This window comes from Klebsiella sp. OBRC7 (genome assembly GCF_000293135.1).
Lineage (GTDB): Bacteria > Pseudomonadota > Gammaproteobacteria > Enterobacterales > Enterobacteriaceae > Klebsiella > Klebsiella michiganensis.
This window is the reverse complement of record NZ_ALNJ01000085.1, coordinates 269,985-295,877: the sequence shown is the minus strand read 5'-3', so window position 1 is coordinate 295,877 and position 25,893 is coordinate 269,985. Positions and strand designations below refer to the sequence as shown.

Below are 25,893 nucleotides of genomic sequence, written 5' to 3'. Positions count from 1 at the left end.
GGGTCGAGCTATGGCGCAATAATAACTGGCGGGCAAAATTGACTTTAGTCAAAGTTATTTTCAAAAGCGTTAAATCAAAATTAAACGCGGTATCAAAAATAATTAATACCACCAGAGATAAATATAGAGTTCCTTACAAAACAAAAGGTTTATTCTCGCGAAATATCCAACAAATAGTGGATGGCAACTAAATCAATAAACTCTCGACCTCTTACCAGTGGCCGCTCAGATAATCAAATTTCTATCAACCCGCAAAAGTCGTCTTAAAACGTACGCACCTGAAGCAGGGGGATATCAACCGGCCAGACATCTGAAGCGCCAACGAGCAGAACAGACTAAGTTGAAAAGTCCCGTAACCTCACCTCTTTTAAAATCAGGTTTACAATCCCTTCAGGGATGCAGTAAACGATGGCATCTTTGGCGGTGAAAGCATCGTTTTTTTCTGTTGCCTGAAGAGCGCCTGGCGTCCTGAGTCACCCCCTTCCGCCAGCCAGAGTCAACATTGCAGCCCCTGCTCTCTTGAGTAAGATAATGAAGCGAACGGATAATCGCCAATCGCCAGCTGTACGGCTTTGCCGTTCCATCTGTACCAATAAAAGAATGTTATACTGCCGTTTATGGATAGTCTGACGGCCCGTCCATGAGAATCTGAAATAACTTCAACTTTGTTTCTTTTCTCACCAAGAGCTTTCATACCTGGTGTCAGTCACCATGCGTACATTCCAGGGCGATATGCGCCTGAATGTACACATTTTGGTAAATTGGGTATCTTCAAGGCAAGTCGGATTAGACAGTTTGGCAGCTTGAATGAGCGGTAAACCCGCACAGTGAGCGGATACATTAAAAAGAAGTCAGCATGATTAACAAACATAAAACAGGTTCATATGCCCTACGATAGCGTCTATCTGGAGAAGCGCCCGCCGGGTGCGCTGCGCACCGTATGGCGAAAATTCTACGGCGATACGACCGCCATGATCGGCCTGTACGGCTGTGCGGCGCTGGCGCTGCTGTGCGTTTTCGGCGGCTGGTTCGCTCCTTACGGCATCGACCAGCAGTTTCTCGGCTACCAGCTGCTGCCGCCGTCCTGGTCGCGGTACGGCGAAGTGTCGTTCTTTCTCGGTACCGACGATCTCGGTCGCGACGTCCTGAGCCGCCTGCTGAGCGGCGCGGCGCCGACGGTCGGCGGCGCGTTTGTGGTGACGCTTGGCGCCGCCTTGCTGGGACTGGTGCTTGGCGTGATTGCCGGTTCTACCCACGGCCTGCGGTCGGCGGTGATGAACCATATTCTTGACACGCTGCTGTCGATCCCGTCCCTGCTGCTGGCCATTATCGTGGTCGCCTTCGCCGGGCCGCACCTCAGCCACGCGATGTTCGCCGTCTGGCTGGCGCTTCTGCCGCGGATGGTGCGTTCGGTCTACAGCATGGTGCATGACGAACTGGAAAAAGAGTACGTTATCGCCGCCCGCCTTGACGGGGCCTCGACGCTGAATATTTTATGGTTCGCGGTGCTGCCGAATATTACCTCAGGCCTGGTCACCGAGATCACCCGCGCGCTGTCGATGGCGATCCTGGATATTGCTGCGCTGGGCTTCCTCGATCTCGGCGCTCAACTGCCTTCCCCCGAATGGGGAGCGATGCTCGGCGACGCGCTGGAGCTGATTTACGTGGCGCCGTGGACGGTGATGCTGCCGGGTGCGGCTATCATGATAAGCGTCCTGCTGGTTAATCTGCTGGGCGACGGGATCCGCCGCGCCATCATCGCCGGGGTGGAATAATGCCGTTACTCGACATCCGTAATTTAACCATTGAATTCAAGACCAACGAAGGCTGGGTGAAAGCCGTCGATCGCATCAGCCTGACTCTCGCCGAGGGGGAAATACGCGGCCTCGTTGGGGAGTCCGGCTCCGGCAAAAGCTTAATAGCTAAAGCGATATGCGGCGTCACCAAGGACAACTGGCGGGTAACCGCCGACCGCATGCGCTTTGACGACATCGACCTGCTGCGTCTGTCGGTGCGCGAGCGGCGTAAGCTGGTGGGCCACAACGTCTCGATGATTTTTCAGGAGCCGCAATCCTGTCTCGATCCTTCCGAACGCATCGGCCAGCAATTAACGCAGAATATCCCCGGCTGGACCTTTAAAGGACGCTGGTGGCAGCGCCTGGGCTGGCGCAAGCGGCGCGCCATCGAGCTCCTGCACCGCGTGGGGATTAAAGACCATAAAGATGCGATGCGCAGCTTCCCCTACGAGCTGACGGACGGAGAGTGCCAGAAGGTCATGATCGCCATCGCGCTGGCTAACCAGCCGCGGCTGCTGATCGCCGATGAGCCGACCAACGCCATGGAGGCCACGACGCAGGCGCAAATCATCCGCCTGCTGACGCGGTTAAACCAAAACAATAACACCACCATTTTGCTGATCAGTCACGATATGCAGATGCTCAGTAAATGGGCGGACAAAATCAACGTGATGTACTGCGGGCAGACGGTGGAAACCGCGCCGAGCGAAGAGCTGGTGACGATTCCTCATCACCCTTACACGCAGGCGCTGATTCGGGCGATTCCCGATTTCGGCAGCGCCATGCCCCACAAGAGTCGGCTCAACACCTTGCCGGGGGCGATCCCCTTGCTCGAACAGCTGCCCATCGGCTGCCGGCTCGGGCCGCGCTGCCCCTATGCCCAGCGCGAATGTATCGAAACGCCCCGGCTGGTGGGCGCCCGTAACCACCTCTATGCCTGTCATTTCCCGCTGAACATGGAGAAAGAGTGAAATGGTCGAAACATTGCTTGAAGTGCGCAATCTGAGTAAGACCTTTCGCTACCGCACCGGCTGGTTTCATCGACAAACGGTGGAAGCGGTTAAGCCGTTAAGCTTTACCCTGCGCGAGCGCCAGACGCTGGCGATTATCGGCGAGAACGGCTCCGGCAAGTCAACGCTGGCAAAAATGCTCGCCGGAATGGTCGAACCCAGCACCGGCGAACTGCTGATTGACGATCGCCCGCTGGCGTTTGGCGATTACTCTTTCCGCAGCCAGAAGATTCGCATGATCTTTCAGGATCCGTCGACCTCGCTCAATCCGCGGCAGCGTATTTCGCAAATCCTCGATTTTCCGCTGCGCCTGAATACCGACCTTGAACCCGAGGCGCGGCAGAAGCAGATTATCGAAACGTTGCGAATGGTTGGCCTGCTGCCGGACCACGTTAGCTACTATCCGCATATGCTGGCACCGGGACAGAAACAGCGTCTGGGCCTGGCGCGCGCGCTGATCCTGCGTCCGAAGGTCATCGTCTGCGATGAAGCGCTGGCGTCGCTGGATATGTCAATGCGCTCGCAGCTTATAAACCTGATGCTGGAGCTGCAGGAAAAACAGGGTATCTCCTACATTTACGTGACTCAGCATCTGGGCATGATGAAGCACATCAGCGATCAGGTGCTGGTGATGCATCAGGGCGAGGTGGTCGAACGCGGCAGCACCGCCGACGTTCTGGCGTCTCCGCTGCACGAGCTGACAAAACGCCTGATTGCCGGCCATTTCGGCGAGGCGCTGACTGCCGATGCCTGGCGTAAAGACGGTAAATAAACGGAGGCGTAAATTGCACGGCGCTAGCGCCAGGTCGCCGTCATATCCGATGGTATACTCTTGTATACACGGTAGCCAAAGCGCGATATGACGTGGCGAATGGCAGAAAAATATCGTGACACAAGGGGTCGTCAGTGGGATATAATTCCCGGCTAAATTTGAGTTATTTTGAAATAACAATGCTAACCAAATGATTGTTAAAGTAAAAATACGCAATAACGATAAGGATTAAAAGCTATGGGTTTTCTTTCCGGTAAGCGCATTCTGTTGACTGGCCTTGCCAGCAAACTGTCCATCGCCTACGGCATCGCGCAAGCCATGCACCGTGAAGGGGCTGAACTGGCGTTCACCTATCAGAACGAAAAACTGAAAGGTCGTGTGGAAGAATTTGCCGCCGCGCTGGGCTCTAATATCGTCCTGCCGTGCGATGTCGCGGAAGATGAGAGCATCGAGTCTCTGTTCACCGAACTGGCAAAAGTGTGGCCGAAGTTCGACGGTTTCGTCCACTCTATCGGCTTTGCGCCGGCAGACCAGCTGGACGGCGACTACGTTAACGCGGTGACTCGCGAAGGTTTCAAAATTGCTCACGATATCAGCGCCTACAGCTTTGTGGCGATGGCGAAAGCCTGCCGCGGTATGCTGAACCCGGGCTCAGCCCTGCTGACGCTCTCCTACCTGGGCGCAGAGCGCGCCATCCCGAACTACAACGTGATGGGTCTGGCGAAAGCCTCTCTTGAAGCTAACGTGCGCTACATGGCGAACGCCATGGGCCCGGAAGGCGTTCGCGTTAACGCCATCTCTGCCGGTCCGATCCGTACCCTGGCGGCTTCCGGTATTAAAGATCTCCGTAAGATGCTGGCGCACTGCGAAGCGGTTACCCCGATTCGTCGCACCGTCACCACTGAAGACGTGGGCAACAGCGCAGCATTCCTGTGCTCCGACCTGTCTGCCGGCATCTCCGGCGAAGTCGTTCACGTTGACGGCGGCTTCAGCATCGCCGCCATGAACGAGCTGGAACTGAAATAAGTTCGTTACCCTCCTCGCGCCCGTGAGGAGGGGTATTTCCCCCGCGCTTTCCTTCTGTTATTCCAATCCGCTATTTGTTAGCACGGATCAATATTTTCTCCCACTCCAGGGTTAAGCCAGGATAGTTCCGCATAGCATGACCGCGAAACGGCGGTTTGCCACATACCGAACAAGGAACGCCCATGGAGCAACGCCGCGTTAACGGCAAAAACCACTGGTATCATGAGACCCAGTCAACAATCTGCCCGGTGGATGTATTGCCGCTCGTCCCTGAAGCCGCCCATGTCGAAGATCGTTTTCTACTCGATCTGACTCTCCCCCGGGAGCTGCTCGAGGCGCATGCGCGCTGGCTTACGCCCGCCCGTCGGCTGGCAGATGCCCTCTTTCCTGCGTCAGTGACGGTTAACCGTCTACAGACATTTAGCGCCTATGACCGGCTAAGTACGGCGCTGACCGTCGCCCAGGTTTATGGCGTACAGCGCCTGTGTAATCACTACGCCGCCCGCCTGGCGCCGCTTCCTGGCCCTGACTCCTCGCGTGAGAGCAACCGTCGTCTGGCGCAAATTACCCAGTATGCGCGTCAGCTCGCGAGCTCTCCTTCGCTGATCAACGCGCTCGCCCGCAGCCAGCTGGACGAAGTCGGCCTGACCAGTCGCGATATTATCCTTATCAATCAGATTATTGGCTTTGTCAGCTTCCAGGCCCGCGCTATCGCCGCCTTCCATGCCGCGCTGGGTTACCCGGTGCGCTGGATCCCCGGCATGCCGCAGCAGGAAGATGCCCCGGAAGCGCTTTTCGTCGCGAGGGAGAGTGACTGGCAGCCAGGGCTTGACGACGCGGACTTACGCTATGCCGACGATGAGCGCCAGTCTCTTATAGCGAACTGGCGAAAACATCCGGGTCTGTCTGAACTGGCCCCGCTGCTGGCGGCTCAGGAACCTCCGCTGGCTCTGCAGGAACAGCTCCTGACCCACCTCAGCGATCGGCAACCGTTTGCCGCGCAGGTGGCGCTGATCGCTGCGCGGATTAATGGCAGCATCAGCTGCTTTAACGCATGGGCCTCGCGATGTCCAGATTTAGCCGATCTCACGGACGCTTTGCGTGGTAATGAATCCGGCGTCCAGCCATGGGGAGACAACCCGTCAATGGAACGCCAGCTTTTACAATCCGTACAGCTTTTGACCCGCGCGCCCGACCGCTTTAGCGCCGCCCAGCTAACTCCCCTCACAGATTACGGGCTTTCCCGTAGCGCGGCTATCGATCTACTCGCCTGGTGCGGGCTGTGCGGTTGGATGAATCGGCTAAAAATCGCCCTCGGGAATGTACGTCAGGAGACGTAAAATGCTGAAACAGCGCTTGCTGCGGCAGGCATATTCGCGTAAAAATGTCAGCCGCTCTTTTAGCCACGAAAATACGAAATTATGTTTCAGGACAACCCGCTGCTAGCGCAGCTTAAACAGCAATTGCATTCCCAGACTCCGCGCGTTGAAGGGGTCGTTAAGGGGACGGAAAAAGGATTTGGCTTCCTCGAAGTCGACTCGCAGAAAAGCTATTTCATTCCGCCGCCGCAAATGAAAAAAGTGATGCATGGCGATCGTATTATCGCCGTGGTCAATACTGAAAAGGAACGCGAAAGCGCTGAGCCTGAAGAACTGGTTGAGCCGTTCCTGACGCGTTTTGTCGGCAAAGTTCATAAGAAAGACGATCGTCTTTCCATCGTTCCTGACCATCCGCTGCTGAAAGATGCCATTCCTTGCCGCGCCGCGCGCGGCGTAGAGCATGATTTTAAAGAGGGTGACTGGGCCGTTGCCGAAATGCGCCGTCATCCGCTGAAAGGCGACCGCGGTTTCTACGCTGAGCTCACCCAGTACATTACCTACGGCGACGATCATTTCGTTCCATGGTGGGTCACCCTGGCGCGTCATAATCTTGAGAAAGAAGCACCGGACGGCGTGGCGACCGAGATGCTTGATGAAGGTCTGGAACGCCGTGATTTAACGGCCCTGGCTTTCGTGACCATCGACAGCGCCAGCACCGAAGATATGGACGATGCGCTGTACGTTGAGCAAACCGCTGACGGCAAGCTGCATCTGACCGTCGCTATCGCCGATCCGACCGCGTGGATTGCCGAAGGCAGCAAGCTGGACAACACGGCGAAAATTCGCGCCTTTACCAACTATCTGCCGGGCTTCAACATTCCGATGCTGCCGCGCGAGCTCTCGGACGACCTCTGCTCTCTGCGCCCCAACGAGGTTCGCCCGGTTCTGGCCTGCCGCATGATCCTCGCGGATGACGGCACCATCGAAGATGATATTCAGTTCTTCGCGGCGACCATCGAGTCGAAAGCGAAGCTGGCCTATGAAGATGTTTCCGACTGGCTGGAAAATAACGGTGGCTGGCAGCCGGGAAGCGAGACTATCGCCCAGCAAATTAAGCTGCTGCAGGAGGCCTGCCTGCGTCGTAGCGAATGGCGTAAAAACCACGCGCTGGTATTCAAAGACCGCCCGGATTACCGCTTTGTGCTTGGCGACAAAGGTGAAGTGCTGGATATCGTCGCCGAACCGCGTCGTATCGCCAACCGCATCGTTGAAGAGTCAATGATTGCCGCCAATATCTGTGCCGCCCGCGTGCTGCGCGACAAACTCGGTTTCGGTGTTTATAACGTCCACACCGGTTTCGATCCGGCCAACACCGAGCAGCTCGCGGCCTTACTGAAGACTCACGATGTGCACGTCGACCCGGTGGAAGTGCTGACGCTGGAAGGCTTCTGCAAGCTACGTCGCGAGCTGGACGCCCAGCCGTCTGGTTTCCTCGATAGCCGTATTCGTCGCTTCCAGTCGTTTGCGGAAATCAGCACCGAGCCGGGCCCGCACTTCGGCCTGGGTCTTGAGGCCTATGCGACCTGGACGTCCCCGATCCGTAAGTACGGCGATATGATTAACCATCGTCTGCTGAAAGCGATTATCAAAGGGGAAGCGATCTCCCGTCCGCAGGATGACGTTGCGATCCAAATGGCTGAACGCCGTCGCCTCAACCGCATGGCGGAGCGCGATGTTGGAGACTGGCTGTACGCCCGCTATCTGAATCCGCAGGCCGGCACCACTACGCGTTTTGCAGCTGAGATTATCGATGTCAGCCGCGGCGGCATGCGCGTACGTCTTGTTGATAACGGCGCGGTTGCTTTTATCCCGGCGCCATTCCTTCACGCCGTGCGCGATGAACTGGTGTGCAGCCAGGAAAACGGCACCGTGCAGATCAAAGGCGAAGTCGTCTACAAAGTCACGGATGTTATCGACGTCACGATTGCCGAAGTGCGCATGGAGACCCGTAGCGTTATTGCGCGTCCAGCCGCCTGATAGTTCACCTGTGCGGCTCCCTTATATGGAGCCGCATTTTAGCCCTTCCCGTTGTTTTTCTGCGCGTTGCCCACGAATCATTATGGATGAGTTAGTTTGTGCGTTTTTTTCGCTTCTCTTTTTCATCCGTTTTTAGCATCATTGATTTTATTCACATTTGTAACCAGGATAACGCCATGTCAGATCTGAATGCCCGCCTGCTTGCCCAACGAATCGATACCGTGCTGGATATTCTGGTTGCCGGGGATTATCACTCCGCAATCCATAATCTGGAAATTCTGAAAGCTGAACTGCAGGCGCTTTCCAGCGACGAGCAGGAAAATAAACCCGGTCAGCCTAAAGCGCCGTGGGAAATTTGATAATCTTCATCGTCGCCATCGGCCATCCAGGGCCGATCGCGCCCAAATAGCCCTTAACTGCGAAGTTGCTATGAACGCCCGACAACAAAGTATTTTGCAAATGGTCATCGATAAAGGCCGTATGAGCGTGGCCGATCTCGCGAAGATGACCGGTGTCTCTGAAGTCACCATTCGCCAGGATCTGAATTCACTCGAGAAACAGAGCTACCTGCGGCGTACCCACGGCTTCGCCGTTCCGCTGGATAGTGAAGATGTGGAAACCCGCATGATGACCAACTTCGCGATTAAGCGAGAGCTGGCTGCGCGGGCCGCTACGCTCGTTTCGTCCGGGGAAACGGTGTTTATCGAAAACGGGAGCTGCAACGCCCTGCTCGCCCGTACGCTTGCCGAGCGCGGCGATATCACTATCATCACCGTCAGCAGCTATATTGCGCATCTCCTGAAAGAGACGCCCGGAGAAGTCATCCTGCTGGGCGGGATCTATCAAAAGCGCAGTGAAAGCATGGTGGGTCCGCTAACCCGCCAGTTTATTCAGCAGGTCCACTTCAGCAAGGCCTTTATTGGTATTGACGGCTGGCAGGCTGAAACCGGATTTACAGGACGGGATATGATGCGTGCTGACGTGGTCAACGCGGTGCTTGAAAAGAGCTGTGAAGCGATTGTGCTCAGCGATAGCTCGAAATTCAACGTGGTCCATCCCTATCCACTCGGCCCGATAGGGCGCTTCAACCGCATTATCACCGATGATAATCTTAATGATGCCGTGCACAACCAGTTAACCCAGTGCGGTTTAACCGTCGATATCGTTAATCATCCCTGATCCTTATTTCTGCCTTACCGCCGCTTTGCCGGGCTCTCCCCGGCATCGCCCTGGTCTGAGACTTTTCTGACACCTGAATTCAGACTTTTTACCTGCCTGAAAAATTTATAGAAAGTAGAATTAATGTTAGCGATATAACAGGAAGTAACTATCACCTGCGTGAATAGAGCAACACCTGCGCAACTAAAGCTTCATGGAATACCCCCCGGGCTGGCGTAACAAGCTATGCTTAAGGGAAGTTGTATCCATGAATAGATTATTCAGGAGAAAAAAAATGATGACTTCAATGAACAAAAAAATGGCCGCTGTGGTTCTGGCCGTCACTGTTGCAATGTCTCTGAGCGCTTGTTCTAACTGGTCTAAACGCGACCGTAACACCGCTATTGGCGCAGGTGCCGGTGCACTGGGCGGCGCAGTATTAACGGACGGCAGCACCCTGGGTACCCTCGGCGGCGCGGCAGTCGGCGGGATTATCGGCCACCAGGTGGGTAAATAATATTAACCACGAACAATAAAACGAAAGTTTATATTTGCTGACCAGTACACCAGCACAAAAATAAAGGCCACGATATTTATCGTGGCCTTATTATTAATCAACCGCCAGCCAGCTTAACCTTCATGCCTTTGGCTTCCAGAAGCGATTTGAGCAAGTCACGCTTATCGCCCTGAATCTCAATCACGCCATCCTTTACCGCCCCGCCGCAGCCGCATTTCTTTTTCAGCTCGGCAGCCAGCTTAGCCAGCGCGTCGTCACTTTCATCTATTCCGCTAATCAGACACACGCCCTTCCCCTTGCGCCCGCTGGTCTGGCGCTGGATACGTACGATACCGTCCCCTTTCGGACGCGCCTGTACCGCTTTGGGCTCATCAATACGACCGCTGTCCGTTGAATAAACCAGACGACTGTTGGAATCGTTCATCATACCCCCTTATTCAACGATGCGTTAATACCGCGCAGGGTGGCGGCCGGATCGGCAGACTGCGTTACCGGACGACCGATCACCATGTAATCTACCCCCGCCGCCTGCGCCTGTTCCGGCGTCATAATGCGCCGCTGGTCACCCGCGTCGCTACCTTGCGGACGAATGCCAGGCGTCACCAGCTTGAACGCCTCGCCCAGCTCTTGTTTAAAGCGAACCGCCTCCTGCGCCGAACAGACAACGCCATCCAGCCCGCAGCGCTGGGTCAGCGCCGCCAGCTTCGCGGCGTGGTCCGCCGGGGAAAGCGTGATGCCCAGATCCTGCAGATCGCTGGCTTCCATGCTGGTTAACACCGTTACCGCAATTAATAGCGGCGCATCTTTTCCGAAAGGTAGCAGGGCCTCACGTGCGGCGGTCATCATCCGCGCGCCGCCGGAGGCATGAACGTTAACCATCCAGACGCCAAGCTCTGCCGCTGCGGCGACCGCACGCGCCGTGGTATTCGGGATATCGTGAAACTTTAGATCGAGGAAAATCTCAAAACCGCGCTGGTGCAGGTCGCGAACAAACTGCGGCCCCAGCAGGGTAAACATCTCTTTACCAACCTTGAGCCGGCAGTCGCGCGGGTCGATACGGTCGACAAACGCCAGCGCTTTATCACGGTTATCATAATCGAGAGCAACGACGATGGGAGAGGATGTGACAACGCGAGAAGAAGATGTAGCAGTAGACGTCATGACCGGACCTTAATTGTTGATGAGCGCCGGTTCGGCGCAAAAAAGGTAAACGGGCAGCATTCTACCTGCGATAAGCCGAAAATAACAGGCTGCATTTCCCTCCCTGCCGGACGCCTTAATAGCCGTAGCCGGAGGAGACGGATATAATATATCCATAAGTATGTTGTAACTAAAGTGCGGCTTTTTTTTAAAATTACTGCCCGTCGAGTCCGCGAATGGGCTTAATAGTTGACCACGACCGGCAGGATGGACAGTGCCAGTACAGCGTATGGGCGGTAAAGCCGCATTTCTGGCAGCGGTAGCGCGGCTTGCTGCGGACCTGCTCGCCCACCATGTGGCGCAGCACGCCCAGGCTCTCCTTCGCACGCCCCTCTTCGGCTTCATTGATGTGGTAATCAATTAGCTTATGGAAAACGCGCATCGTCGGATGGCGCTCCAGCTGACGAGTCACATAGTTTTGCGCGGCGTCAACCCCTTCCCGCTGTTCGAGGATCTGCGCCAGCATCAGATCGGCCGTCGCGCCGGTATTTTCCTCCGCGCAGCGGCGCAAAAATGCTTCCCACTCGTCGGTTTTCCCTAACTGCTGGTAACAGGTTTGCAGCATCTCCAGGGTTTCACCCACCAGTTCTTTATCCTGCTCAATCACCCGCTCCAGGCTCTCTACCGCTTTGGCATAGTCGCCCTTCTCCATCCATACCCGACCCATCATGATGGAGACGCGAGCGCTGTTGCGATCCGCCGCGGCGCCTTTTTTCAGCAGCGCCATCGCCTTATCCAGATCGTTGCCCGCCATTTGCTGCAGCGCCAGTTCACACCAGAAATTGGCGATTTCGCCGCGATGTTTCTCTTTCCCCAGCTTAACCAGACGCTCGGCCACTTCTATCGCCGACTGCCAGTCGCTGGTTGCCTGATAAATTTGCAGCAGCTGCTGCAGGGCGCTCAGGCGGAAATCCGTTTCATCCACCAGCTGTTTGAACATCCCCTCCGCCCGATCGTAGAGCCCGGCGGCCATATAATCGCGCCCCAGTTGCTGAACCGCCAGCAGGCGCTGGTCGTAAGTCAGCGAGGCGCTTTCCATTAAGCTCTGGTGGATGCGGATAGCGCGGTCAACTTCACCGCGCGAGCGGAACAGGTTGCCCAGCGTCAGATGGGCTTCGACGGTTCCGGTATCCTCTTTCAGCATATCGAGGAACAGATCGACGGCTTTATCTTGCTGATTACTCAGCAGGAAGTTGACCCCTGTAACGTAGTCACGCGACAGACGGCTCGCATCGTCCTGTTTGGACTGTTGTGCACTTCTGCGCCCCATGTACCAGCCATACGCTGCGGCAACGGGCAAAAGCAGAAACAACAACTCCAGCATAAATGATTATTCCTTCACCGCAGGAACACCGGCTTCTGCAGGCGTAGCGCTGGCTGGCGCAATCTGTTGCTCCAGACGCTTAATTTTACGCTCAGCGCGCGCCAGAGAGACGCGAACGCGCAGCCAGAAAAGACCGCAGATCAGCCAGCCGATAGCAAAACCGGCAGCAAAAAGCACGGCCAGCAGCGTCGAAATACGGAACTGACCCTGCGCGAGGAGATAGTTGAACGTGACCACCTGGTCATTCTGCGCGCCCAGCGTCACTGAAATGACGAAGATGGCTAACACCAGTAAGAAAATAAGAAAATATTTCACATGACTTCCCGTTCTGTGGGTTGCGCGAAAAAATCCCGCGTTCAGCCCTATAAAGTACCATTTTCGCCGCAGCGGTGAAATGGAAATGCATGACACCAGTACAGGATATGCGGCCTGATAGGGGTAATATCAACATTATTCCGGCGCTGCCGCCCTTTTTTTGATATCCTGCGCCTCTTCTCCCGGCGGCGATAGCGGGCCGCAGAACCGCTGGGCAAGCCAGGTCGCCAGGGTCACCAGTAGCCAGGAAATCAGCGTTGCGACGATCAGATCCTGCGGCCAGTGCATGCCCAGCGCCAGGCGGCTGCCCATCACCGCCGTCGCCCACGTTAGCAGCAGCGCCAGGGTGACCCAGCGACGCCGCGGCCACAGCAAACCAACGCCGAGCAGCGCCCAGCTGGCAGCGAACATCGTATGGCCAGATGGGAAAGCGAAGCCGGTCTCTTTTTGCCAGTGCTTGCGCAAAAATCCTGGGATTTGCTGCTCTTGCGCCAGCTGCTCATGCACCAGTTTAGCGCGTTCTTTGCGTTTCAACGCGTAGAATTGCGTGACCGGCACCTGCTGCGTCTGCTCCAGCCAGATGACAAAGGGACGAGGCTCCTGAACGCGGCTTTTAATCCACGTCTTCATTCCCTGCCCAACCAGTATCGCTGCGGCCAGAATGAGAAACAGCATTATCGCAGCTCGCAGACGAAAACGCAGGCACCACAGAAACCAGGCGCATAAGATAACGTGCGTAATGATGCCCCATGGCTGCGTCACCGTTTCGGTCACCCAGTACAGCAGCTTCATCGTCCCTGCCGACAGCCCGGGATGCCATTTCCAGCCCGAAATCCAGATCGCAGCAGGCATGATTAATAACAGGGCCGCGCCAACGGCGGTTCGTCTGGCAATCAACAGCATCTCATCTCCTTATTCATTAACCTCAATATCATAACGGAAAGTAGTTCGTTTGTGCGCTTTGCGCGCAGGTAACCCTACGCAATTAGGAGAACGTCGCGCCATTGTGGCAAAATAGCGGCAAACAGAAGCACAGTCAGGTGCTGATAGAATCTGGAGAATCACATGCAGCTTAAACGTGTGGCAGAAGCCAAACTGCCAACCCCATGGGGCGATTTTCTCATGGTGGGTTTTGAAGAACTGGCAACCGGGCAGGATCACGTCGCGCTGGTATTTGGCGATATTTCGGGGCAATCCCCGGTTCTGGCTCGCGTACACTCTGAGTGTTTAACGGGCGACGCCCTTTTTAGCCTGCGCTGTGATTGCGGATTTCAACTGGAAGCGGCGTTGTCGCATATTGCCGAAGAGGGGCGCGGCATTCTGCTGTATCACCGCCAGGAAGGGCGCAATATCGGTCTGCTGAACAAAATCCGCGCCTACGCGTTACAGGATCAAGGCTATGACACCGTGGAAGCCAACCATCAGCTGGGTTTTGCCGCCGATGAACGCGACTTCACGCTGTGCGCTGATATGTTTAAGCTGCTCAACGTCGACCAGGTACGCCTGTTGACCAACAACCCGAAGAAGGTCGAAATTCTGACTGAAGCGGGAATTAACATTGTGGAACGCGTGCCGCTGATTGTGGGACGCAACCCGAAAAATGCCCACTATCTGGATACTAAGGCTGCCAAAATGGGGCACCTGCTGAGCAAGTAATTCCGACGAAAAATGAAGGGCCAGCCTGTGCTGGCCCTTTTTATATCAGACGCGGGTTTACAGCATATTGCGGATCACATAGTGCAAAATACCGTCGTTCTGATAGTAGGTCAGCTCAGTCGCGGTATCGATGCGGCAACGGCAATCAATCACTTCCTGTCGACCATCCGCGCGCGTCAGCGTGACCGGCACCGTCATACCGGGCTGCAGAGCCTGCAGGCTGCTGATATCTATCCGCTCCTCGCCGCTCAGTCCCAGCGTTTTACGCGTCACCCCCTGCGGGAATTCCAGCGGTAAAATCCCCATTCCAATCAGGTTGGAGCGGTGGATACGCTCGAAAGACTCGGCAATGACCACCCTGACGCCGAGCAAACGCGGCCCTTTAGCCGCCCAGTCGCGGCTGGAGCCGGAACCGTACTCTTTGCCTGCGATCACCGCCAGCGGCGTGCCCTCCGCTTTGTAGAGCATAGCGGCATCATAAATAGCGATAGGTTGACTATCCGGAAGATGACGGGTCATCCCCCCTTCCACGCCGGGGACCATTTCGTTACGAATACGAATATTGGCAAACGTCCCGCGCATCATCACCTCATGGTTGCCGCGACGGGAGCCGTAGGAGTTAAAATCAATGCGTTCGACGCCGTGATTTTGCAGATAACGGCCCGCGGGGCTGTCGGCTTTAATGCTGCCCGCCGGGGAGATATGGTCGGTGGTAACCGAGTCGCCCAACATGGCCAGAATGCGCGCGCCGTGAATATCCTCTACCGGTTTAGGCTCAACGCCCATCTCATCAAAGAACGGCGACAGGCGAATGTAGGTGGAATCATCCTGCCAGTCGTAGGTATCAGAGCGATCCACTTTAATCGCCTTCCACTCGGCTGTCCCTTCAAACACTTCGGCGTACTCTTTACGGAACATCTCCGTTGAGACTTGCTCAACCGCCTGCGCGACTTCGATTCCGCTCGGCCAGATATCCTTCAGATACACCGGCTGACCATCTTTACCCGTCCCTAACGGCTCACGGGTCAGGTCGAGATTCATATTCCCCGCCAGGGCGTAGGCGACCACCAGCGGCGGCGACGCCAGCCAGTTGGTTTTTACCAGCGGATGAATACGTCCTTCAAAGTTGCGGTTCCCGGAGAGCACAGCCCCGACGGTCAAATCGCCCTGCTTGATTGCGCGCTCGATAGGGTCCGGCAGCGGTCCGGAGTTACCGATACAGGTGGTACAGCCATAGCCGACCAGATTGAAGCCCAGTTCATCCAGATAGGGAGTCAGCTTTGCGTGGGCCAGATAGTCGGAAACCACCTTCGACCCGGGAGCCAGCGACGCTTTAACCCACGGCTGCGGTTTCAGCCCCCGCTCAACGGCTTTTTTGGCCAGCAAGCCGGCTGCCATCAGGACGCTGGGGTTCGACGTGTTAGTACAGGAGGTAATGGCGGCAATCACCACCGCGCCATCAGGCAGCGAATACTGCTGTCCGTTCAGCGTGTAGTCGATTGGCCGTTTATCTTTCTGCGCGTGATTAACTTCCAGCTCGGTGCTGGCGGCAAAGGCCTGGGGCACATCGCCGAGCGCTACGCGGTCCTGCGGGCGTTTCGGCCCGGCCAGGCTGGCTTCAACGGTTCCCATATCCAGCGCCAGCGTGCTGGTGAATACCGGTTCATCTCCGGGCTGACGCCACATGCCCTGCGCTTTCGCATAGGCTTCTACCAGCGCCACCTGCTCTTCGCTGCGGCCGGTCAGGCGCATATAGTCAAGCGTTACCGCATCGATCGGGAAAAAGCCGCAGGTCGCGCCATACTCCGGCGACATATTGGCAATCGTCGCGCGGTCCGCCAGCGGCAGAGAATCGAGGCCATCGCCGTAGAATTCAACAAACTTACCCACAACGCCGTGTTTACGCAGCATTTGGGTGACCGTCAGGACCAGGTCCGTCGCGGTAATGCCTTCACGTAGCTTGCCGCTTAGCTTGAAGCCAACAACGTCCGGGATCAGCATGGAAACCGGCTGACCGAGCATGGCAGCTTCCGCTTCGATACCGCCAACGCCCCAGCCCAGAACGCCTAAACCGTTAATCATCGTGGTATGGGAATCGGTGCCGACCAGGGTGTCGGGGAAAGCCACCCACTCGCCGTTTTGCTGTTCGCTCCACACCGCCCGGCCAAGGTATTCGAGGTTTACCTGGTGGCAAATACCGGTACCCGGCGGTACTACGCTGAAGCGGCTGAATGCCTGCTGCCCCCAGCGCAAAAAGACGTAGCGCTCATGGTTGCGCTCCATCTCAAGCCGGACGTTCTCTTCAAAAGCATCATCGTCACCAAAACGGTCTACGGTGACCGAGTGGTCAATCACCAGGTCGACGGGCGAAAGCGGGTTCACTTTGGCGGTATCGCCGCCAAGGCGTTTGACCGCTTCGCGCATCGCCGCCAGGTCCACCACGGCAGGAACCCCGGTAAAGTCCTGCATCAGGACGCGCGCCGGACGGTAGGCAATCTCCCTGTCGGCATGGGCATGCTTCAGCCATCCGGCCAGGGCATGAATATCTTCGGCGGTCACGGAATCGCCGTCCTGCCAGCGCAGCAGGTTTTCCAGTAGCACTTTGAGCGATTTGGGCAAGCGCGAGAGATCGCCCAGTTGTTTAGCGGCCAGCGGTAAGCTGTAGTAATGCCAGGTTTTATCTTTAACCTGGAGCGTATCCTTACTGGCTGCTCGTAGGGTTGACGACATAGCTCCTCCTTTACCTTAGGGATAGCATCCCCTGATCCTCCTCAGGGTCATTATTAAAGATAACACATCTTTGATGTAACATTTTGATAACAACCCAAATTGCTAAAATAGGCGTAACGCATTAAGACAGGAAATTTGAATAATGAGGGCGGATATATTGAGAAGGATTGAAGAAGTCAGATTTGCGTCGGCGAGCGCGTCGTATTAGTACACGAGTACAAAGAAAGACTAATCGCCATTATTCTGGCGATTAGTCCAATAGAGAAAATTTATCGAGCGAGTCTAAAAAGGGAAAAATTATATCCTCCTTATTACCGCTATTTTATCAGATAGAAATAATTCTCAATAATTCACTTGTCATAAAACTGACATAACCGCTGTGACTGGAAGGTGCTCTAGTTTAGTAACCAAACGTTGCAGACAACCAGAGCAATGACGCTCCAGAACATCGCAAGCCCAAGGATAACGGCGCTCCAGGCCTTACTTCTCAAAACTGGATCTATCTCAGTCTTGTCACGTTCCTGTGACATCGCAAACTTCATATAATCGATATCACTAATCATTTTTTCACCACCAATCGCTAAGAATTACTAACCACAGATAAATCTTAATTATGGATTGACTATTAATCCAGTGAATTCGCTTTTCGGAAGATATCTTTCATCATTAATTTGATCGCGGCAGGTATATTTGCAAATGTGGTACGAGGAGTTAACGAAAATTGTGATTCAGACGAGGTTTAGATATTCCATTTCAGGCCATTATAGACTTTGGCATCCCCGAGAGGATGCCATTATTTTTTCTGTGGTTATTTTTCCGGTAATTTAATATCTTTGAACATCGCTTCAATATCTTCATTTGAACGCAAAGCAACGGCGGTATCGACCACATCCCGGGTCAGATGCGGCGCAAATCGCTGAATAAAATCATACATATAGCTTCGCAAGAAGGTACTGCGACGGAAACCTATTTTCGTGGTGCTGTGGCTGAAAATACCATTGGCGTCCAGCTTCACCAGGTCCGGGTCGGAAACCGGATCCACCGCCATACTGGCAATTACCCCTACCCCGAGGCCCAGACGCACGTAGGTTTTAATCACATCGGCGTCGGTGGCGGTGAAAACGATGCGCGGCGTTAAGCCGGCGCGATTAAAGGCGGTATCCAGCTCGGAGCGGCCGGTGAAGCCGAAGGTGTAAGTCACCAGCGGATACTGCGCCAGCTCCTCAATCGATACCGACTCTCGCGACGCCAGCGGATGCTCTGGCGTGACGACCACGGAGCGGTTCCAGTGGTAGCACGGCAGCATCACCAAATCATCATAAAGATGAAGCGCTTCGGTCGCGATGGCGAAGTCAGCATTGCCTTTCGACACCGCCTCGGCGATTTGCGTTGGCGACCCCTGATGCATGTGCAAGGAGACGCGGGGATAGCGTTCGATAAAGCCTTTGATAACGCCCGGTAGCGCGTAGCGGGCCTGGGTGTGGGTAGTTGCTACGTACAGCGACCCCTTATCAGGCCAGGTATGCTCACCCGCTACCGATTTGATCGCATCGACCTTCGACAGGACCTCGCGAGCGATGCGTATGATCTCCTGGCCTGCGGGCGTGACCTGAGTCAAATGTTTGCCGCTGCGGGCGAAAATCTGAATTCCCAGCTCATCCTCCAGCATGCGAACCTGCTTGCTGATGCCCGGCTGTGAAGTGTACAGGCCTTCGGCCGTGGAGGAGACGTTCAGATTATGGTTAACAACCTCAACGATATAGCGGAGCTGCTGTAGTTTCATGGCTGATATCCGATAGCACGTAAAATAAACCCGCTTAATACATTTTACGCTCAGGTCACTTGGCGGTGGACGGGCTAGCCCGAACCTCCCTGCGACTAGCCGTGTTGGCGCCACAACGTATCCTGATGACGGTGATGTATAAGACGATAAGATAATAAAAAAGGGATTAGCTATAACCACTATATCATTTATATCTACAGTGTATAGATACTAACAAAAAATAATAAGGCGGTTATAAGGAGAGAGGAGGAACAGCGTAATATCTTGGATATCAACAACATGTGATGTCAAAAAAGGGCCGCAGAGCGGCCCTTTTATCAGATGATAACAGTTACTTCTTTGCTTCAGTCCATTTGCCATCTATATAGAAAGCTGACCAGCCGGTGGCTTTGCCATCTTTCTCTGAGGCAACGTACTGCTGCTTAGTTTTGCGGCTAAAACGCACCATCGTTTTGTTACCTTCCGGATCCTGCTGCGGCGCATCGGCCAGATAGCGCAGCTTCTCCGCCAGGCGGTCGCGGAAGCGGTACAGCTCTTCCACGAGCGGCGCGCGGGTTTCGCGCGATTTCGGGAAGGTGTTGGCGGCCAGGAAGACGCCCGCCGCGCCATCGCGCAGAACAAAGTAAGCGTCCGATTTCTCGCACGGCAGCTCCGGCAGCGGCACCGGATCTTCTTTCGGCGGCGCCACTTCCCCGTTACGCAGGATCTTACGGGTATTTTTACACTCGTCGTTGGTGCAGGCCATATACTTACCAAAACGCCCCATCTTCAGGTGCATTTCGGAGCCACATTTTTCACACTCAACGATCGGGCCGTCATAACCCTTGATGCGGAACTCACCCTCTTCGATCTCGTAGCCATCGCAGGTCGGGTTATTACCGCAGACGTGCAGCTTGCGCTTCGGATCGATGAGGTAGCTGTCCATCGCCGTGCCGCATTTTTTACAGCGGCGTTTGGCTCGCAGCGCGTTGGTTTCAGCGTCATCGCCTTCCAGCACGTTGAGCACTTCGTTTTCTGGCACCAGGTTAATGGTGGTTTTACAGCGCTCTTTTGGCGACAGCGCGTAGCCCGAGCAGCCGAGGAATACGCCGGTGCTGGCGGTACGGATCCCCATCTTGCGCCCGCAGGTCGGGCAGTCGATGGTGGTCAGCACCATTGGGTTCGGCTGCATGCCGCCCTCTTCCGGATCTTTCTCTGCCGTCTGCAGCTGCGAGGTAAAGTCTCCGAAGAAGCTATCGAGGACCTGCTTCCACTCGGCCTGATGGTTAGCCACCTGGTCGAGGCGGTCTTCCATCTGCGCGGTGAAATCATAATTCATTAGATCGCGGAAGTTCTCTTCCAGACGATCGGTGACGATTTCACCCATCTTTTCCGCATAGAAGCGGCGGTTTTCCACCCGCACGTAGCCGCGATCCTGAATGGTCGAAATGATCGACGCATAGGTGGACGGACGGCCGATGCCGCGTTTTTCCAGTTCTTTAACCAGCGAAGCTTCGCTAAAACGCGCCGGCGGCTTGGTAAAGTGCTGCGCAGGGATCAGCTCGACAAGGCTCAGGCTATCGCCCTTATTGACCATCGGTAAAGTACGGTCTTCATCGCCTTTACGCAGAGCTGGCATGACTTTGGTCCAGCCGTCAAAGCGCAGCGTACGGCCGCGGGCTTTCAGTTTGAAATCGCCGGCTTTCACCGTCAGCGTGGTGGAGTCGTACTGCGCAGGCGTCATCTGACAGGCGACAAACTGGCGCCAGATCAGCTGATACAGTTTCTGCGCATCAGATTCCATATCTTTTAACGTTTCGGCCAGCACGTTGACGTCGGATGGACGAATCGCCTCGTGCGCTTCCTGCGAGTTTTCTTTGCTGGTGTACTGATTAGCGCTCTCCGGCAGATATTTCTTACCGAAGTTGTCGCCAATGTAGCCGCGCACCATGCTCAGCGCGTCCTGGCTCAGGTTCGTCGAGTCGGTACGCATATAGGTAATGTGGCCCGCTTCGTAGAGACGCTGCGCCATCATCATGGTTTTCTTCACGCCGAAGCCAAGACGCGTGCTGGCGGCCTGCTGCAGCGTGGAGGTGATAAACGGCGCGCCCGGCTTGCTGCTGGTCGGCTTATCTTCACGCTCCAGCACGCTGTAGCTGGCTTTCTCAAGCAGCGCGACCGCCGCCATGGTTTCATCACGGTTTACCGGACGGAACGGCTTATCGCCGTTATGCGTGACCTGCAGCGGTAACGCATCGCCGCCAGGGGTCGTGGTGCTGGCGTCAACTTCCCAGTACTCTTCCGGAACGAACGCTTTAATTTCGCGCTCGCGCTCGACCACCAGACGTACCGCAACCGACTGGACGCGGCCTGCTGACAGACCGCGGGCAATTTTTTTCCACAGCAGTGGAGAGACCATGTAGCCCACCACGCGATCCATAAAACGGCGCGCCTGCTGAGCGTTGACACGGTCAATATTCAGTTCGCCCGGCTTTTCGAAAGCCTGACGAATCGCATTCTTGGTGATCTCGTTGAACACCACGCGGCTATAGCGCTGTTCATCACCGCCGATAACTTCCCGCAGGTGCCATGCGATGGCTTCCCCTTCGCGGTCAAGGTCGGTTGCGAGATAGATGTGGTCAGCTTTTTCCGCCAACTGTTTGAGTTCAGAAACGACCTTTTCTTTACCCGGGAGTATTTCATAGTGCGCATTCCAGTCATGCCACGGGTCCACGCCCATACGGTTGACCAGAGCGCCGCGTTCATCCTTCTTAGGCTTTTTAGCCCCTTTGGTGGAGGTAGAGTCGGCGCTCTTTTTGGAAGCTGAGCCACTGGTCGGCAAATCGCGGATATGACCGACGCTGGACTTAACCACGTAGTCATTACCCAGATACTTATTGATCGTTTTGGCTTTTGCCGGGGACTCAACGATAACGAGAGCTTTACCCATATTCACCTTTACCTAATTTGATTCATCCAGGAATACATCGCACATTGATTCACCATCCACTGGCGACACGTCACAACCTATGTTGCGTCGTTATCGATGGATATCAACCCCTTGCACCGGTTTCGCATCCATAAAACCAGATAGCTGAGTTTGCTGGCTTTTTCTCGCCAGGCGACATAGCACGAATAATTTTTGGCCGAATGTCAAGCAAATCTATTGCCAGATCGCTGAAAGCGTCACACTGTACCTGATAAAATTCGTTACGCAACTTTATTAGCATGCAAAAGCAAATCCCGCCACTAAACTGATGTTTATTAGGCTGCTGCGATTACCCCTGCAAGATCAATGGAAAATTTGCCCCTCGCCGCCGCGCGGCGTAGACTAGCCGCGAAGAAACACAGGAGGCATTTATGCAAGGTACAACCCAACCCATCGATCGCCAGACGCTTCTGGAAAAAGCCAACAAACTCATTCGCGAACATGAAGATACGTTAGCCGGGATCGAGGCCACCGACGTCGTTCAGCGTAACGGCGTGCTGGTGTTCAGCGGCGAGTTCTATCTTGACGAGCAGGGTCTGCCAACGGCGAAGAGTACGGCGGTATTTAATATGTTTAAATATCTCGCACACGAGCTGTCTGATAAGTATCACCTGGCGGATTAACCGCTGCCTGCAGGGCCATGACAACAACGCGAGGCCGAAGCCTCGCGTTGTTTGTTTACATCAGCGGCTTTTGCCCGCGCTGCCACCAGCGCAGTAGAAGTTTATCGGCGCTTTCTGCCGCGCTGCCGGTAAACCGCTCGAGCATTTTCTTACGCTGCTGATAGCGCACGCTGATAACCTCGTGCTTATCCATCAGCCCCAGCAGAAGTTCATCGCTGGTTTCCACCGCGTCCACAAGGCCTTTTTCCAGCGCCTGAACGCCGTACCAGTGTTCACCCGTCGCTACCTGCTCGATATCCAGCCCGGGGCGCATCTGGTGGACAAAATCTTTGAACAGCCGATGAGTATCGTTGAGGTCTTCGCGAAATTTCTGCCGCCCTTCTTCGGTATTTTCACCCAGCATCGTCAGGGTGCGTTTGTACTGCCCGGCCGTATGCAGCTCAATGTCGATATCTTTATTTTTCAGGAAGCGATTGATGTTGGGAATTTGCGCCACAACGCCAATAGAGCCCAGGATAGCAAAGGGTGCACTGACGATTCTGTTCGCCACGCAGGCCATCATATAGCCGCCGCTGGCCGCGACTTTATCGACCGCGACCGTTAACGGGATCTGCTTGTCGCGCAGGCGCTGCAGCTGTGAAGCCGCCAGGCCGTAACCATGAACCACACCGCCTGGGCTTTCAAGGCGAATGACGACCTGGTCGCGCGCTTTTGCCGCCGCCAGAACGGCGGTGATTTCTTCACGCAGGCTGCTGACTTCATGGGCATCCATACTGCCTTTAAAATCCAGCACCCAAACGCGCGGTTTGACGTCCGGCTCTGGTGTGCCGAGCTTCGCCCGCGCCTTTGACGCCTTTGCTTCCTGCTTGAGCTTTTTCTTTTGCGCTTTATGCCAAAGCTTCTGCTGCGGCCCATCGAGCAACGAAACCGCCAGCTCTTCCTTCATCTCCTTATATTGCTCGCTAAGATTGGTGACCCGCAGCTCGCCGCGCTGTTTTTTGCGCTGAGTCAGGTTAACAATAATGGCGACGATAACCGCAATTGCGACAACGATGGTCGCGATTTTGGCCAAAAACAGGCCATATTGAGCAAGTAATTCCACGTTTTCACCTTGTGTAAACCGCTGACGTTGGCGCACAGTGTACATCAGCCGTCGGCGAGAAGTCTTTGTGCTTTGTGTCGCACGCGAGGCGCCTTCCTTTTTTTTCAGCGACGATGAAATCGTTGCAAGATATTAATTCCGCGAAGAGTTTCCGCTTCGCCGATTGCAATAGCGGGCGCTTTCAGGCATAAAGCGCAAAAGTCAGATACCGAACAGCAAGCGCGATCGTCAGCAGATCGCCCGAGGAGTCGCCGTGCACTATCAACCGCAACGTCACCTGTTACAGGACCGCATCATCCTGGTTACCGGCGCCAGCGACGGCATTGGCCGTGAAGCCGCCCTGACCTATTCCCGCTATAGCGCAAGCGTTATCCTGGTCGGCCGCAATGAAGAAAAGCTGCGTAGCGTCGCGCACGAAATACAGCAGGCGGGCGGCATTCCCGCCCGCAGGTTTACTCTCGACCTGTTAACCTGCACGCCGCAGGAGTGCCAGCAGCTGGCGCAGAAGATATCCATCCACTACCCACGCCTCGACGGGGTGCTGCACAACGCGGGTCTGTTGGGCGACGTGTGCCCGATAGATCAACAAAAGCCGGAAGTATGGCAGCAGGTGATGCAGGTGAACGTGAACGGCACCTTTATGCTCACCCAGGCGCTGCTTCCTTTATTACTTAAATCCGAATCGGGTTCGCTGGTCTTTACCTCTTCCAGCGTCGGCCGCCAGGGACGCGCGAACTGGGGCGCTTACGCCGCGTCGAAATTCGCCACCGAGGGCATGATGCAGGTGCTGGCCGAGGAGTATCAGAACCGTCATCTGCGGGTCAACTGCATTAACCCAGGCGGCACCCGCACCAAAATGCGCGCCAATGCGTTCCCGACGGAAGATCCGCAAAAATTGAAAACCCCCGCTGATATCATGCCGGTTTACCTGTGGCTGATGGGCGACGACAGTCGTCGCAAAACGGGAATGACCTTTGACGCCCAGCCGGGCCGCAAACCAGGAATCGCACAATGAGTGATGAACGCCACCGCGAACGCCAGCAGCGGGTAAAAGATAAAGTTGACGCTCGCGTCGCCGCCGCGCAGGAAGAGCGCGGCATCGTGATCGTCTTTACCGGCAACGGTAAAGGCAAAACCACCGCCGCTTTTGGCACCGTCACCCGCGCCGTCGGGCACGGTAAAAAAGCCGCCGTCGTGCAGTTTATTAAAGGTACCTGGCCAAACGGCGAGCGCAACCTGCTTGAGCCGCACGGCGTTGAATTTCAGGTGATGGCGACCGGTTTTACCTGGAATACGCAGGATCGCGAAAGCGACACCGCCGCCTGCCTCGCGGTCTGGGAGCACGGGCGCCGCATGCTGGCTGATGAAAGCCTCGACCTCGTTTTGCTGGACGAGCTAACCTACATGGTGGCTTATGATTACCTGCCGCTGGAAGAGGTGCTTACCGCGCTGCGCAACCGCCCGGCGCACCAGACGGTGATTATTACCGGCCGCGGCTGCCATCGTGAGATTACCGAACTGGCCGATACCGTCAGCGAGCTGCGCCCGGTGAAGCACGCCTTTGACGCCGGAATCAAAGCGCAGATGGGGATCGACTACTAGCCGCCAGCCGTTCGAGCAGCGCATGATTCAGCGGCAGGCACAGGCAATCCTCCCCCAGCGCCAGTTCGCTTTCGCGCATATTTTGCCGCGAGACGAAGCGCTTGCGGTATTCGGTTGGCGTGACGCCGCAGTATTTATTAAAGGCGGCGATCAGATACTTGTGTTCCTGAAAGCCGCAGCTGTGGCTAATCTCCGTGATCGGGGTACGGGTATCGCGCAGCAGGGTGCGGGCTTTATTTAGCCGCACCAGCGTCAGATACTCTTTAAAATTATACCGGCTCACCTTTTTGAACAGCCGCGAGAACCAGGAGTAGCTCATCCCGCTATGGCAGGCGACCTCGCTCAGCGTCAGCGGCTGATCAAAGTGTTGATTGATAAAATCAATGCCTTTTTTGATCATCGCCTCGTCGCGCAGCGATCTTTCGGCGCGCCGCGTCGGCTTTCCGGCGGAGACGACCGCATCCAGCAGCAGATAAATCGCCGCGATACGCTGAAACGGCGCGTGGTTATCGATCAGCTGTTCCAGTAGCTTCGCCAGCCGCTGGCGTACTTCGCTGTCTGCCGGAGAGTAAGGTCGTCCGCAGGTACTCCAGTCCAGCTGCGGCGAGGGATGAAGTTCATCAAACAGGCCGGGTGAAAACTGTACGGTGAGCAGCTGGCTGCCAGCCTCCTCGGCGCTCAGCGAATGGACCTCTTCGGCATTGATATACAGCATGTCTCCCTGCGCCAGCTCCAGGCTTTGCTGGCCGACGACGAGGGTAAATCGCCCCGCCAGCACGGTAATCAGCTCCGGAGCCGGATGCCAGTGAGGCTCGCAGTAGCGAACCTCCGCGGCAAACACGTTCAGCTTCTCCGCGTCAAAGGCAATCAGCTCGTAGCCGCTGTTCGCCGTTTGTCGTCCGCTCTGGGTGACCGAGCGAGGGTGAGTCACTGAAAATGGAAACATGCGCACTCT

24 protein-coding genes are annotated in these 25,893 nt (G+C 55.6%); 13 read left to right on the top strand and 11 right to left on the bottom strand.

All coding sequences use genetic code 11. The features are described from left to right. Nucleotides 1–884: 884 nt before the first annotated feature. The 9 genes from sapC to osmB all read left to right on the top strand — a co-directional run bounded on the left by sapC (nucleotide 885) and on the right by osmB (nucleotide 9,635). Nucleotides 885–1,775, top strand: a complete 891-nt coding sequence (gene sapC, locus HMPREF1144_RS17535) for a putrescine export ABC transporter permease SapC (protein ID WP_004139490.1) — start codon at nucleotides 885–887, stop codon at nucleotides 1,773–1,775. Continuing rightward, on the top strand, nucleotides 1,775–2,767 hold the full coding sequence (gene sapD, locus HMPREF1144_RS17530) for a putrescine export ABC transporter ATP-binding protein SapD (protein WP_009653406.1): 993 nt from the start codon (nucleotides 1,775–1,777) through the stop codon (nucleotides 2,765–2,767). The genes sapC and sapD overlap by 1 nt, the downstream gene beginning before the upstream one ends. A gap of 1 nt (nucleotide 2,768) precedes the next feature. Continuing rightward, nucleotides 2,769–3,578 carry a putrescine export ABC transporter ATP-binding protein SapF gene (gene sapF, locus HMPREF1144_RS17525; protein ID WP_004850180.1) on the top strand — a complete coding sequence of 270 codons (810 nt, stop codon included), beginning with the start codon at nucleotides 2,769–2,771 and terminating at the stop codon, nucleotides 3,576–3,578. Between the two features lie 237 nt (nucleotides 3,579–3,815). Beyond that, complete coding sequence (gene fabI / locus HMPREF1144_RS17520; RefSeq protein ID WP_009653492.1) at nucleotides 3,816–4,604, top strand: enoyl-ACP reductase FabI; 789 nt, start codon at nucleotides 3,816–3,818, stop codon at nucleotides 4,602–4,604. 182 nt (nucleotides 4,605–4,786) lie between these two features. Continuing rightward, nucleotides 4,787–5,944, top strand: coding sequence for a carboxymuconolactone decarboxylase family protein (locus HMPREF1144_RS17515; protein WP_004850176.1), 1,158 nt, complete (start codon nucleotides 4,787–4,789; stop codon nucleotides 5,942–5,944). Between the two features lie 81 nt (nucleotides 5,945–6,025). After that, on the top strand, nucleotides 6,026–7,960 hold the full coding sequence (locus tag HMPREF1144_RS17510; protein WP_009653513.1) for an exoribonuclease II: 1,935 nt from the start codon (nucleotides 6,026–6,028) through the stop codon (nucleotides 7,958–7,960). 176 nt (nucleotides 7,961–8,136) lie between these two features. Continuing rightward, on the top strand, nucleotides 8,137–8,319 hold the full coding sequence (locus tag HMPREF1144_RS17505; RefSeq protein WP_004121231.1) for a hypothetical protein: 183 nt from the start codon (nucleotides 8,137–8,139) through the stop codon (nucleotides 8,317–8,319). A gap of 70 nt (nucleotides 8,320–8,389) precedes the next feature. Next, the gene (locus HMPREF1144_RS17500) at nucleotides 8,390–9,139 is read left to right on the top strand and encodes a DNA-binding transcriptional regulator YciT (RefSeq protein ID WP_009653487.1); all 750 of its coding nucleotides are present in this window, start codon (nucleotides 8,390–8,392) and stop codon (nucleotides 9,137–9,139) included. Nucleotides 9,140–9,416: 277 nt separating this feature from the next. After that, nucleotides 9,417–9,635, top strand: coding sequence for an osmotically-inducible lipoprotein OsmB (osmB, locus tag HMPREF1144_RS17495; RefSeq protein ID WP_004139496.1), 219 nt, complete (start codon nucleotides 9,417–9,419; stop codon nucleotides 9,633–9,635). Nucleotides 9,636–9,732: 97 nt separating this feature from the next. Here the strand turns inward: osmB and yciH are convergent, their stop codons facing one another. The 5 genes from yciH to pgpB form a co-directional block, all read right to left on the bottom strand. Next, nucleotides 9,733–10,059, bottom strand: a complete 327-nt coding sequence (gene yciH, locus HMPREF1144_RS17490) for a stress response translation initiation inhibitor YciH (RefSeq protein ID WP_004850169.1) — start codon at nucleotides 10,057–10,059, stop codon at nucleotides 9,733–9,735. Then, a complete protein-coding gene (gene pyrF, locus HMPREF1144_RS17485) occupies nucleotides 10,059–10,796 on the bottom strand; it encodes an orotidine-5'-phosphate decarboxylase (RefSeq protein ID WP_004850166.1) in 738 nt (245 codons plus the stop codon). The genes yciH and pyrF overlap by 1 nt, the downstream gene beginning before the upstream one ends. 193 nt (nucleotides 10,797–10,989) lie before the next feature. After that, nucleotides 10,990–12,159 (bottom strand): lipopolysaccharide assembly protein LapB, encoded by a 1,170-nt coding sequence (gene lapB, locus HMPREF1144_RS17480; protein ID WP_004850164.1) that lies wholly within the window; start codon nucleotides 12,157–12,159, stop codon nucleotides 10,990–10,992. A 6-nt stretch (nucleotides 12,160–12,165) separates the two neighbouring features. Then, complete coding sequence (locus HMPREF1144_RS17475) at nucleotides 12,166–12,474, bottom strand: LapA family protein (RefSeq protein WP_009653449.1); 309 nt, start codon at nucleotides 12,472–12,474, stop codon at nucleotides 12,166–12,168. 135 nt (nucleotides 12,475–12,609) lie between these two features. After that, entirely contained in the window at nucleotides 12,610–13,377 is a 768-nt protein-coding gene (gene pgpB / locus HMPREF1144_RS17470) for a phosphatidylglycerophosphatase B (protein ID WP_004850159.1), read from the bottom strand. A 162-nt stretch (nucleotides 13,378–13,539) separates the two neighbouring features. Between pgpB and ribA the strand changes: the two genes are divergently transcribed. Further along, the gene (gene ribA / locus HMPREF1144_RS17465) at nucleotides 13,540–14,130 is read left to right on the top strand and encodes a GTP cyclohydrolase II (RefSeq protein ID WP_004121245.1); all 591 of its coding nucleotides are present in this window, start codon (nucleotides 13,540–13,542) and stop codon (nucleotides 14,128–14,130) included. Nucleotides 14,131–14,187: 57 nt separating this feature from the next. Here ribA and acnA read toward each other — a convergent pair whose 3' ends face one another. The 4 genes from acnA to topA form a co-directional block, all read right to left on the bottom strand. Next, nucleotides 14,188–16,860 (bottom strand): aconitate hydratase AcnA, encoded by a 2,673-nt coding sequence (gene acnA, locus HMPREF1144_RS17460; protein WP_009653469.1) that lies wholly within the window; start codon nucleotides 16,858–16,860, stop codon nucleotides 14,188–14,190. Between the two features lie 395 nt (nucleotides 16,861–17,255). Continuing rightward, nucleotides 17,256–17,423 carry a YmiA family putative membrane protein gene (locus tag HMPREF1144_RS31720; protein WP_071532285.1) on the bottom strand — a complete coding sequence of 56 codons (168 nt, stop codon included), beginning with the start codon at nucleotides 17,421–17,423 and terminating at the stop codon, nucleotides 17,256–17,258. Nucleotides 17,424–17,668: 245 nt separating this feature from the next. Next, a complete protein-coding gene (gene cysB / locus HMPREF1144_RS17455) occupies nucleotides 17,669–18,643 on the bottom strand; it encodes an HTH-type transcriptional regulator CysB (RefSeq protein ID WP_004121248.1) in 975 nt (324 codons plus the stop codon). Between the two features lie 331 nt (nucleotides 18,644–18,974). Next, nucleotides 18,975–21,572, bottom strand: a complete 2,598-nt coding sequence (topA, locus tag HMPREF1144_RS17450) for a type I DNA topoisomerase (RefSeq protein WP_004850155.1) — start codon at nucleotides 21,570–21,572, stop codon at nucleotides 18,975–18,977. A gap of 410 nt (nucleotides 21,573–21,982) precedes the next feature. On the opposite strand from topA, the gene HMPREF1144_RS17445 reads away from it, so the two are divergent. After that, entirely contained in the window at nucleotides 21,983–22,234 is a 252-nt protein-coding gene (locus HMPREF1144_RS17445; protein WP_004101388.1) for a YciN family protein, read from the top strand. A 55-nt stretch (nucleotides 22,235–22,289) separates the two neighbouring features. Here HMPREF1144_RS17445 and sohB read toward each other — a convergent pair whose 3' ends face one another. After that, nucleotides 22,290–23,336: a protease SohB gene (sohB, locus tag HMPREF1144_RS17440; RefSeq protein ID WP_004850151.1), complete on the bottom strand. Its 1,047-nt coding sequence runs from the start codon at nucleotides 23,334–23,336 to the stop codon at nucleotides 22,290–22,292. A 253-nt stretch (nucleotides 23,337–23,589) separates the two neighbouring features. On the opposite strand from sohB, the gene HMPREF1144_RS17435 reads away from it, so the two are divergent. After that, nucleotides 23,590–24,351, top strand: a complete 762-nt coding sequence (locus HMPREF1144_RS17435) for a YciK family oxidoreductase (protein ID WP_009653442.1) — start codon at nucleotides 23,590–23,592, stop codon at nucleotides 24,349–24,351. Continuing rightward, the gene (gene cobO / locus HMPREF1144_RS17430; RefSeq protein WP_004850148.1) at nucleotides 24,348–24,938 is read left to right on the top strand and encodes a cob(I)yrinic acid a,c-diamide adenosyltransferase; all 591 of its coding nucleotides are present in this window, start codon (nucleotides 24,348–24,350) and stop codon (nucleotides 24,936–24,938) included. Before HMPREF1144_RS17435 ends, cobO begins: the two co-directional genes overlap by 4 nt. Here the strand turns inward: cobO and HMPREF1144_RS17425 are convergent. Then, the gene (locus HMPREF1144_RS17425; RefSeq protein ID WP_004850145.1) at nucleotides 24,910–25,884 is read right to left on the bottom strand and encodes a helix-turn-helix transcriptional regulator; all 975 of its coding nucleotides are present in this window, start codon (nucleotides 25,882–25,884) and stop codon (nucleotides 24,910–24,912) included. The two genes, cobO and HMPREF1144_RS17425, sit on opposite strands and share 29 nt — an antisense overlap. Nucleotides 25,885–25,893 lie beyond the last annotated feature (9 nt).

Bases quoted from the DNA above. Each gene is read 5' to 3' on its own strand.
- sapC (WP_004139490.1), top strand. From the start codon at position 885: ATGCCCTACGATAGCGTCTATCTGGAGAAGCGCCCGCCGGGTGCGCTG.
- sapD (WP_009653406.1), top strand. From the start codon at position 1,775: ATGCCGTTACTCGACATCCGTAATTTAACCATTGAATTCAAGACCAAC.
- sapF (WP_004850180.1), top strand. From the start codon at position 2,769: ATGGTCGAAACATTGCTTGAAGTGCGCAATCTGAGTAAGACCTTTCGC.
- fabI (WP_009653492.1), top strand. From the start codon at position 3,816: ATGGGTTTTCTTTCCGGTAAGCGCATTCTGTTGACTGGCCTTGCCAGC.
- HMPREF1144_RS17515 (WP_004850176.1), top strand. From the start codon at position 4,787: ATGGAGCAACGCCGCGTTAACGGCAAAAACCACTGGTATCATGAGACC.
- HMPREF1144_RS17510 (WP_009653513.1), top strand. From the start codon at position 6,026: ATGTTTCAGGACAACCCGCTGCTAGCGCAGCTTAAACAGCAATTGCAT.
- HMPREF1144_RS17505 (WP_004121231.1), top strand. From the start codon at position 8,137: ATGTCAGATCTGAATGCCCGCCTGCTTGCCCAACGAATCGATACCGTG.
- HMPREF1144_RS17500 (WP_009653487.1), top strand. From the start codon at position 8,390: ATGAACGCCCGACAACAAAGTATTTTGCAAATGGTCATCGATAAAGGC.
- osmB (WP_004139496.1), top strand. From the start codon at position 9,417: ATGACTTCAATGAACAAAAAAATGGCCGCTGTGGTTCTGGCCGTCACT.
- yciH (WP_004850169.1), bottom strand. From the start codon at position 10,059: ATGAACGATTCCAACAGTCGTCTGGTTTATTCAACGGACAGCGGTCGT.
- pyrF (WP_004850166.1), bottom strand. From the start codon at position 10,796: ATGACGTCTACTGCTACATCTTCTTCTCGCGTTGTCACATCCTCTCCC.
- lapB (WP_004850164.1), bottom strand. From the start codon at position 12,159: ATGCTGGAGTTGTTGTTTCTGCTTTTGCCCGTTGCCGCAGCGTATGGC.
- pgpB (WP_004850159.1), bottom strand. From the start codon at position 13,377: ATGCTGTTGATTGCCAGACGAACCGCCGTTGGCGCGGCCCTGTTATTA.
- ribA (WP_004121245.1), top strand. From the start codon at position 13,540: ATGCAGCTTAAACGTGTGGCAGAAGCCAAACTGCCAACCCCATGGGGC.
- acnA (WP_009653469.1), bottom strand. From the start codon at position 16,860: ATGTCGTCAACCCTACGAGCAGCCAGTAAGGATACGCTCCAGGTTAAA.
- HMPREF1144_RS31720 (WP_071532285.1), bottom strand. From the start codon at position 17,423: ATGATTAGTGATATCGATTATATGAAGTTTGCGATGTCACAGGAACGT.
- cysB (WP_004121248.1), bottom strand. From the start codon at position 18,643: ATGAAACTACAGCAGCTCCGCTATATCGTTGAGGTTGTTAACCATAAT.
- topA (WP_004850155.1), bottom strand. From the start codon at position 21,572: ATGGGTAAAGCTCTCGTTATCGTTGAGTCCCCGGCAAAAGCCAAAACG.
- HMPREF1144_RS17445 (WP_004101388.1), top strand. From the start codon at position 21,983: ATGCAAGGTACAACCCAACCCATCGATCGCCAGACGCTTCTGGAAAAA.
- cobO (WP_004850148.1), top strand. From the start codon at position 24,348: ATGAGTGATGAACGCCACCGCGAACGCCAGCAGCGGGTAAAAGATAAA.
- HMPREF1144_RS17425 (WP_004850145.1), bottom strand. From the start codon at position 25,884: ATGTTTCCATTTTCAGTGACTCACCCTCGCTCGGTCACCCAGAGCGGA.